Source organism: Desulfocurvibacter africanus subsp. africanus DSM 2603 (genome assembly GCF_000422545.1).
Lineage (GTDB): Bacteria > Desulfobacterota > Desulfovibrionia > Desulfovibrionales > Desulfovibrionaceae > Desulfocurvibacter > Desulfocurvibacter africanus.
Genome location: NZ_AULZ01000005.1, coordinates 282017 through 289837, shown reverse-complemented (window position 1 = coordinate 289837; position 7821 = coordinate 282017). Strand labels below are relative to the sequence as shown.

Here is a 7821-nt window from a genome sequence, read left to right as displayed (position 1 = left end):
GCGCTCCCTACGCGCTGGCCGCGCACGCCGTTCACGAAGACCTGCGCAGGCTGGGTCGAGATGGACCCGATCCAGGTCACGCCGGCGCTCTGCGCCTCGGCATACAGGCCGGAGACGATATTGGCCCCGGAGATGACCGGCGCGTTGCCGCTGCCGTAGGCCGTAAGGGTGATGCCGGAGCTTGGCAGGCTCAGGGACTCGCGCCACACTCCACCGCGCGCAAGCTGGACCACGTCCCCGGCGCGTAGCGCGCTGCTCGCGACCTTGGCCAGGCTCTTCCAGGCCGTGCCCTGGCTCGTGCCGGCCGCCGCGTCGTTACCCGCAGGCGAGACGAAGTACGTGGCGGCCATGGCCGGCGCGACCTGAGTCAGAATCGCAAGTGCGACTAAGAGCAGGCCGATGCGGCACAGCTTATTGCACATATGCTGCATGAAATTTTTCTCCATGTAATGAGTTGCTGAGGCTGTGGTTTGTGCCTTACTTAGCAAGGTGCATTCCACTTACATGAAGAAAGTAATTACAGACCCTTACTTGGTCTGCTTTAGCTGGCAATGCTGTAGAAGGACACCAATCGAGCCGAAGGTGTGAATTATTTGGTCAAGAGATGTAATGCTGATGACTTACCCATCCAGAGCGCCAAAATAAATGCGCGCTGCTTAGATGGATATCGACTGAGCCTAGCCTTGCATGGCCTAAAACAATCTTGTTTCCAGTCGCTTACAATTGACCATCTTATCCCCAGCTCCCGCAGTATGCGCGCGTATCTTCGCCGAAGCAGCGAGGGACACGCGCGCACGGTTGAGAACCAGGTTGTAGCTAAGGAAGGGGAGGCGTAACGATGCCCGAGCCAGCCGGCTCGAAAAACGGGGTCCAGGGGGCCACGCTCCCTGGTGGGTGGGGTCTGGGGAGGGCAAAGCCCTCCCCAGCTCTTAGGCCTTAGATTACTTTATTGAGCGCGTATTCGATAATGCCTTGGGCTCCGGCCTCGCACAATTGGGGGATGAGGTCGCGCACCACGCCTTCCTCGACCACGATCTCCACCGAGAGCCAGTCGGACTTGTACAGGTGCGCCACGGTGGGCGAGTTGAGCGCGGGCAGCAGGCTCATGACGGCCTCGACCTTGTCCTGCGGCACGTTCATTTTGAGGCCCACCAGTCGCTCGGCGCATAGGGCGCCCTTGAGGAGCATGTCGATCTGTTCGATCTTCTTGCGCTTCCAAGGGTCCTGCCAGGCGGCCTTGTTGGCGATGATCTGTGTATTCGAGTGCATGAGGTCGGCGATGATGCGCAGGCCGTGGGCCTTGATGGTCGTGCCGGTTTCGGTGACCTCGACAATGGCGTCACACAGCCCTTCCACTACCTTGGCCTCGGTCGCGCCCCAGGAGAATTCGACCTCCACGGGAATGCCGGCTTCCTCGAAGTAGCGCTTTGTGAAGCCCACGAGCTCCGTGGCGATCTTCTTGCCGGCCAGATCCTCGGGCCGCTTGTAGGGCGAATCGCCCTTGACCGCGAGCACCCAGCGCACGGGCCGGTCCGAGGCCTTGGAGTAGACCAGGTCCGAGACCACGTGCACGTCCGAGTTGTACTCCATGATCCAGTCCCTGCCGGTCAGGCCCACATCGAAGGTGCCTGCCTCCACGTAGCGGGCCATTTCCTGGGCGCGGCACAGGGAGCAGGAGATGTCCTGGTCGTTGATGGCCGGGAAATAGTTGCGGTGATGCTCGCGGATCTTCCAGCCGGCCTTGGCGAAGAGCTTGAAGGTGGCTTCCTGCAGGGAGCCCTTGGGAATGCCGAGCTTGAGGACCTTGTCGTTGCCGTTCACGGGGGGCATCAGCGGTAGACCTCCTTGGGGTCGAAGACCACGGGCGAGCACTCGCGCACCTGGCCGTCCTTGAGTTCGCGGTAGAAACAGCTTTTGTAGCCCTTGTGGCAGGCCGCTCCGCCCACCTGCTCGATGAGCAGGAGCACGGTATCCGAGTCGCAATCCAGGCGGATGGACTTGACCTTCTGCACATGGCCCGAGGTGCCGCCCTTGTGCCAGAGTTCCTGGCGGCTGCGGCTCCAGTAATGGGCTTCGCCGGTCTCCAGTGTGGCGTTCCAGGCCTGCTCGTTCATGTAAGCGAGCATGAGCACCTCGCCGGTGGCCGCATCCTGGGCAATGGCCGGCAAGAGTTCCATTTTCTTGAAATCAGGCTTGAACATCGGATTGTCCTTGGGGATTCGTCGATCCAGGGCAGCTGGTCAAGAAGGCCGCACGCAGTGCTCTCGGGGTGATGTGAGATTGCTTCGAGCCTACGGGGAAGCCACATTATATATTTTATCGCTCCGGCGCAAGCGCCGCACCAATACAACAGGCGCTGCGCGAACATAGCGGCCAAAGCCTGCCAACCGAATGTGACAACACGGCGACAGGGAAGGACAGCCTGGTCTGCCGCGCTCTATCGGGGAGGCCACATAAGAAAAAGCCGCTCTTTCGAGCGGACTAATCATCTGTAATCTTTGGTGGAGCTGAAGTGAATTGGACTCCTGACCTCTTGAAAACGTTTACTCAATTTTATGTTCTTCGATGCAACAAAGGTACACCGGACGGACGGCTTGTTGGAGTAAGAACAATTGTGCCGCGCCTTGTCACTCAGGACTCGCCTGAACCAACCTCATGACCACCTCGGTCAATTCATCAGCGAAGCACTCGTCCATGGGAGCGTGACCCACGAGTAGGCGATACCACATGGCGCCGAAAACAATGTCCACCAAGAGGATGGGCTTCGGCTCAGGAATGACCTGTTGGCGGCGTCTCCGACAGTGGCAGGCCGGATATGTCAAAAGGAGGCGATCGTGCGGAATCTGTCTGACCACGGCGTCAACTCGAAAGCCCAACTGCGCTTCTCTGCGTTGGGCGCCGGTTAATATTTGATGAGTAAGGCCGACGCTAATCGCGTTAATTTGAGTTTTTATGTTTTATCAAACACTAGTATTATTCCGAAGACGCCATACGGCAAGCGCTTCGGGAGTGGTGCAAGAAAAACGCGATCGAATTGACGAGTGAACCTGAGATTTTTGCAGGAAACGATATCTGACTCTTAGCCCTCTGTATGCCGTGCCTTCGGCTGCAAGGACGCCAAGCACAAAACGCACAGATACTAAAAAGGAATAAACCCAAATGAACAGTGCTGTTTTATATATCGCTATTTCGCTTGATGGTTTCGTTGCAGGACTAAATGACGATATTTCTTGGCTTTTGCGATACAATGATGTGGATTACGGATTCAATGAGTTCTTCTCTGGCATTGGCGCGATCATTCAGGGCAGGCGCGCTTACGAAGTTGAGATAAAGCATGGGTGGGAAACGCCCATCCCTGTACCTACCTTCGTTCTGTCGCACCATCTGCCGGAGCGCAATCCTCAACGCAGCAACGTTGTCTTTACCGATGAAGATGTTTCAGAAGTACTGAAGAAAGCGAAACAAATGACGAGCAAAAATGTGTGGATAGAAGGTGGCGCGAACGTGGCGCAGCAGTTTCTTGATAGGGAACTCATTGATGTAATCGTATTGTCAATCGTTCCAGTGATCCTCGGAGACGGGATCAGGTTATTTGGGAAAACTCATAAGATGATTGAATTTACGTTACGTGAGGTAAGACAATTTGATAAGGGGTTGGTTCAGCTCACATATATCCGAGAATGAGCACGCAATGAAAAAGGCCGCTCTTTCGAGCGGCCTAATCACTTGTAATCTTTGGTGGAGCTGAAGAGAATCGAACTCTTGACCTCTTGAATGCCATTCAAGCGCTCTCCCAACTGAGCTACAGCCCCACGCGGTGTGGCAATATGTCGCAAAGCCGATTCGCTGTCAATAACGCCGCAAAAAGCGCGAGCAATTTCCCTTGGCCTAACTCAGGCAAGTCTGGTCGCGGAAGATGTTGGTGATGGGGTCCTGGCCCGTGGATTCGAGCACGCTGCGCCAGTAGTCCGAACGCAAGTTGAGCCGTTTGCGCTTGTCCGTGACCAGTTCCATAGGCAGGTGCACGTAACGGTCCTGCATGCGGCTGACGACCATGCCGGTCTTGCCGGCCATACCAGCGTGCAGGGCATGCTGGCCCAGGAAGCCGCAGTAGACGCGATCATTGGAGTTGGCCGGCACCGAGCGGATGATATAGCTCGGGTCGATGTACTTGATGGTGATGGGCATGTCGCGTTTGGCAAAGTAGCCCTTGATGCGCGCCATGAGCACGTCGCTGATATCGCCGAGCTTCACGTTGCCCGAGGCGTCCTTCTCGCCGCTCTGGCCCGTGTGGTCCTGGCCTGCTCCCTCGGCGGCCACGATGACCGCGTGCTTGCGGGACTTGAGGCGTCTCTCCAGGGCCGGCAGCAGGCCGTTCTCGCCCTCGAAGTCGAAGCGCTGCTCGGGCACGAGCACGAAGTTTACCTCCTTGAGAGCCAGCACGGACTGGGCGGCGATAAAGCCTGCCTCGCGGCCCATGAGCTTGACCAGGCCGATGCCGTTGTAAGCGCCCACGGCCTCGGTGTGCGCGCAGTCGATGGCCTCGGTGGCCTTTTCCACGGCCGTGTCGAAGCCGAAGGACTTGGATACGAAGTTGATGTCGTTGTCGATGGTCTTGGGAATGCCGATGACGCCGATCTTGCGCCCCCTGGCGGCCACTTCCTGCTGGATGGCCTTGGCCGCGCGCATGGTGCCGTCGCCGCCGATGACGAACAGGATGCTCACGTTCATGCGCTCCAGGGCGTCCACGATCTGGTCCACGGGCTGGGAGCCGCGCGAGGAACCCAGGATGGTGCCGCCGAACTGGTGGATGTCGGCAACGCTGCGCGGGGTCAGCTCCATGAGGTCGTGCTGGTACTTGGGGATGAAGCCCTGCAAGCCGTAGCGGATGCCCACGCAAGACGCGATATTGTAGTTGTGGAAGGCTTCCATGACGATGGAGCGGATGACGTCGTTGATGCCCGGGCACAAACCACCACAGGTCACGATGGCGCATTTGACCTTGGAAGGGTCGAAGTAGATCTTCTCGCGCGGCCCGGCCATCTGGAAATCGCAGTAAATGAGCTCTTCCGTGGGCTCGGGCAGGTCCTCCTCGGGCACGTTCATGCGCAGTAGTGTGGCGTCCGAGACGAAACGGCAATAGGGCAGCGGGTTGGCGACCTTGCACTCGCCCAGGGACTGAATGGCCAACGTGTCCCAGGCAGCGGACATCGTGTTCATATGCTCTCCTTGAGGCTATGTGGCGTGCGGATGAAGCGGCTTATGCAGTACGCCTTTGCGTCTGCATAAGCCAAAAACCGTGGCAGGTAAACGGCATGCGCCCAAGCGCCGCACGGCATCTTGGATTGATTACGATATCGATCGGCGCACAGTGGCGATTCGAAAAGCACGGCTCGGATATCGCGCGATTCGCCTCAGGGCCGCAATCCGCCGTGCATCCTGGCCAGGACCGCTTCCAGGCGCTGACCTTCCTCCAGAATGACCTGCGCGTACTCGCTCTCGCGCGAAGTTGGATTGACCGTGGCCACGAGCTTGCGGGCGAAGCCGGCCACGGCCATGAGCGGATTGCGCACCTCGTGGGCCACGGCCTGCAGGACCTGATCGGACCTGCTGTCGGAAGACTGGGCCAGGGCTTCGAAGGCCGGCAGCCTGGTTGCGGTAACCGAGTTGCCTTGCAATTTGCCGATGGAGCGGCTGGATTTGCGCAGCAGCTCGCGCAGGCCGGACTGCATATCCAGGTCGATGATGAGTGTTTCGGTCATGCGGGCCAGCTCGCCCAGGCTGGTGAGCAGGACATCGCCCAGTTCGTCGGCCTCCAGGTTAAAGTGCTCGCGGCCTTTGGCAAAGACCGCGTACACGTCCTGAAAGCCCGAAAAGAGCAGCCTGGTGAACAGATCGGCCACCTCGCAGCACGCGCGCAGGGACACGGCCTCGGGACCGGCCTCCTCGGCGCACAGCATGCAGGCCGTGGCGCGCGGCGGAAATCCCCAGTGGCGCAGGGCCGCTGCCGCGAGCTGCAGGTGGTCAACGCCGGCCTGCAAGCGCTCACGTCGCAGGCATTCCTCCAGGGAGGCCAGATCCAGGGGGCAAGCGTCTTGTGGATGGCCGCCCAGAAGCGGTTGCCAGAGCAGATCGCCCACGCCCCAGACAAAGCCCAGCACCAGGGCCTCTTCCATGTCGATGCAGCGCGCGTAATCCTCCATTTCCCGCGCCGTGACGGCTCGGCACATGGCGCGGGTGACGAAATCGTTGCGCATGCCATTGTCGGCCATGAGCGGCTGCAGGTCCATGCCCAGTGTCGTGACCAGGGCCATGGCCTTGCTGAAGCGGAAGCCCATGCGGGCCACGGCCTGACGCGGAGTGGAGGCCACGAAAAGGCCCTGGAAGTACTTGCGGTTGGAGGTATCCACGATGGACTGGGAAAGCTCCTGATCCGAAGCCAGGATACGGATCAGGTCGCGGGCCGTGGCGTCCTGCCTCCAGAAAAGGTCGATCAGCTCGCGGGTAGTCTGCCGCAATTCCGGAAGCCCCTGTCCCTGTTCCACTAGAAACAGGAAATCGTCCGGGTCTTTCTTGGCACATTCGGAAGAGGTTTGGCTCATGCTGGACTCCTCGCCCAATCCTAGATCACACAAGCGCGCGAGGCGCAAGAAGGTGGATGCGCTGGCCAGGCCTTGGTTTCCCACGGGCGCGGCGGCATGCTATGCATGCTGAACCTCTGAACCAGGAGACGTACCATGAAGGCGATGCTGCTGCACGAATACGGCGAGGCTGCTAGGTTCCGCGAAGAAGACATCCCACAACCACGGACAAAGCCCGGCCATGTGCTCATCCAAGTCAAGGCCGCGAGCTTCAACCCCGTGGACTACAAGATCCGCACCCTGGGCCCGGACTTCGGTCCGGAGCTGCCGGCCGTGCTGCACGGCGACGTGGCGGGAGTGGTGGAGGAAGTGGGCCAGAGCGTGACTGCCCTCAAGCCCGGAGACAAAGTCTACGGCTGCGCCGGAGGCGTGCGCAACACGGGCGGCGCGCTGGCCGAATACATGCTGGCCGACGCGGACTTGCTGGCACCCATGCCCGGCAACCTGGGCTTTGCCGAGTCGGCCGCCCTGCCCCTGGTGAGCCTCACGGCCTGGCAAGGGCTGCACGACATGGCCAGCGTGGTCAAAGGCGCGCATGTCCTGGTGCACGGCGCTACTGGCGGCGTGGGCCACGTGGCCGTGCAGGTCGCCAAGAACCTGGGCGCGCGCGTTGCCGGCACTGTTGGCAGTGCCGATAAGGCCGAAGTGGCCCGCAGCCTGGGCGTGGAGGAGGTCATCGATTACAAGCAGGAGCCGGTGGAAGAATACGTGCGGCGGCTCACGGACGGCCAGGGCTTCGACGTGGTGATGGACACAGTGGGCGGCAAGAACCTGGAGGCCTGCTTCCCGGCCACCAAGCTCTACGGCCATGTGGTGACCACCGTGGCGCGCGGCGACCACGACCTGTCCCTGGCTCACGCGCGCGGCCTGACCATCCACTGCGTGTTCATGCTGCTGCCACTGGTCACGGGCCAGGACCGAGCCCATTACGGCCAAGTCCTGCGCCGCCTGACGGCATGGGCCGAGGACGGCAGCCTGCGGCCGCTGCTGGACAGCCGCCGCTTCGCCGTCACCGAGGCCAACGAGGCGCACGAATACTGGGCCAGCGGCAAGCACCGGGGCAAGATCGTGCTCGAATGGAGGTAAGAGCTGGGAGAGGGCTCCGCCCTCTCCCAGACCCTCTCCCGCCAGGGGGGACGCCCCCCTGGACCCGCGAATTTTCTGAAAAATTATTCAGCGG

Annotated in this window: 6 protein-coding genes, 1 tRNA gene and 1 pseudogene; 2 read left to right on the top strand and 6 right to left on the bottom strand. The window is 60.4% G+C overall.

The window, feature by feature from the left end; translation table 11 throughout:
- The 3 genes and pseudogenes from H585_RS0105495 to hisI form a co-directional block, all read right to left on the bottom strand.
- Nucleotides 1–431, bottom strand: a pseudogene (locus H585_RS0105495) (right-handed parallel beta-helix repeat-containing protein); the annotation flags it as partial.
- Nucleotides 432–936: 505 nt separating this feature from the next.
- Nucleotides 937–1830: an ATP phosphoribosyltransferase gene (gene hisG, locus H585_RS0105490; protein WP_034627200.1), complete on the bottom strand. Its 894-nt coding sequence runs from the start codon at nt 1828–1830 to the stop codon at nt 937–939.
- Nucleotides 1830–2201, bottom strand: a complete 372-nt coding sequence (gene hisI, locus H585_RS0105485; RefSeq protein WP_005987143.1) for a phosphoribosyl-AMP cyclohydrolase — start codon at nt 2199–2201, stop codon at nt 1830–1832. Before hisI ends, hisG begins: the two co-directional genes overlap by 1 nt.
- 958 nt (nt 2202–3159) lie before the next feature.
- Between hisI and H585_RS0105475 the strand changes: the two genes are divergently transcribed.
- Nucleotides 3160–3684 carry a dihydrofolate reductase family protein gene (locus tag H585_RS0105475; protein ID WP_027367085.1) on the top strand — a complete coding sequence of 175 codons (525 nt, stop codon included), beginning with the start codon at nt 3160–3162 and terminating at the stop codon, nt 3682–3684.
- Nucleotides 3685–3736: 52 nt separating this feature from the next.
- On the opposite strand, the gene H585_RS0105470 is transcribed toward H585_RS0105475, so the two are convergent.
- From H585_RS0105470 to H585_RS0105460, 3 genes are all read right to left on the bottom strand, one after another.
- Nucleotides 3737–3812: transfer RNA gene (locus tag H585_RS0105470), tRNA-Ala, on the bottom strand.
- A gap of 76 nt (nt 3813–3888) precedes the next feature.
- Nucleotides 3889–5220: an ATP-dependent 6-phosphofructokinase gene (locus tag H585_RS0105465; RefSeq protein WP_014259306.1), complete on the bottom strand. Its 1332-nt coding sequence runs from the start codon at nt 5218–5220 to the stop codon at nt 3889–3891.
- 194 nt (nt 5221–5414) lie between these two features.
- The gene (locus H585_RS0105460; RefSeq protein WP_027367084.1) at nt 5415–6602 is read right to left on the bottom strand and encodes an HDOD domain-containing protein; all 1188 of its coding nucleotides are present in this window, start codon (nt 6600–6602) and stop codon (nt 5415–5417) included.
- A 135-nt stretch (nt 6603–6737) separates the two neighbouring features.
- Between H585_RS0105460 and H585_RS0105455 the strand changes: the two genes are divergently transcribed.
- Entirely contained in the window at nt 6738–7727 is a 990-nt protein-coding gene (locus H585_RS0105455; RefSeq protein WP_027367083.1) for a zinc-dependent alcohol dehydrogenase family protein, read from the top strand.
- Nucleotides 7728–7821: the final 94 nt, after the last annotated feature.

Excerpts from the sequence above, each read along its gene's own strand:
- hisG (WP_034627200.1), bottom strand. The coding sequence starts at position 1,830 with ATGCCCCCCGTGAACGGCAACGACAAGGTCCTCAAGCTCGGCATTCCC.
- hisI (WP_005987143.1), bottom strand. The coding sequence starts at position 2,201 with ATGTTCAAGCCTGATTTCAAGAAAATGGAACTCTTGCCGGCCATTGCC.
- H585_RS0105475 (WP_027367085.1), top strand. The coding sequence starts at position 3,160 with ATGAACAGTGCTGTTTTATATATCGCTATTTCGCTTGATGGTTTCGTT.
- H585_RS0105465 (WP_014259306.1), bottom strand. The coding sequence starts at position 5,220 with ATGAACACGATGTCCGCTGCCTGGGACACGTTGGCCATTCAGTCCCTG.
- H585_RS0105460 (WP_027367084.1), bottom strand. The coding sequence starts at position 6,602 with ATGAGCCAAACCTCTTCCGAATGTGCCAAGAAAGACCCGGACGATTTC.
- H585_RS0105455 (WP_027367083.1), top strand. The coding sequence starts at position 6,738 with ATGAAGGCGATGCTGCTGCACGAATACGGCGAGGCTGCTAGGTTCCGC.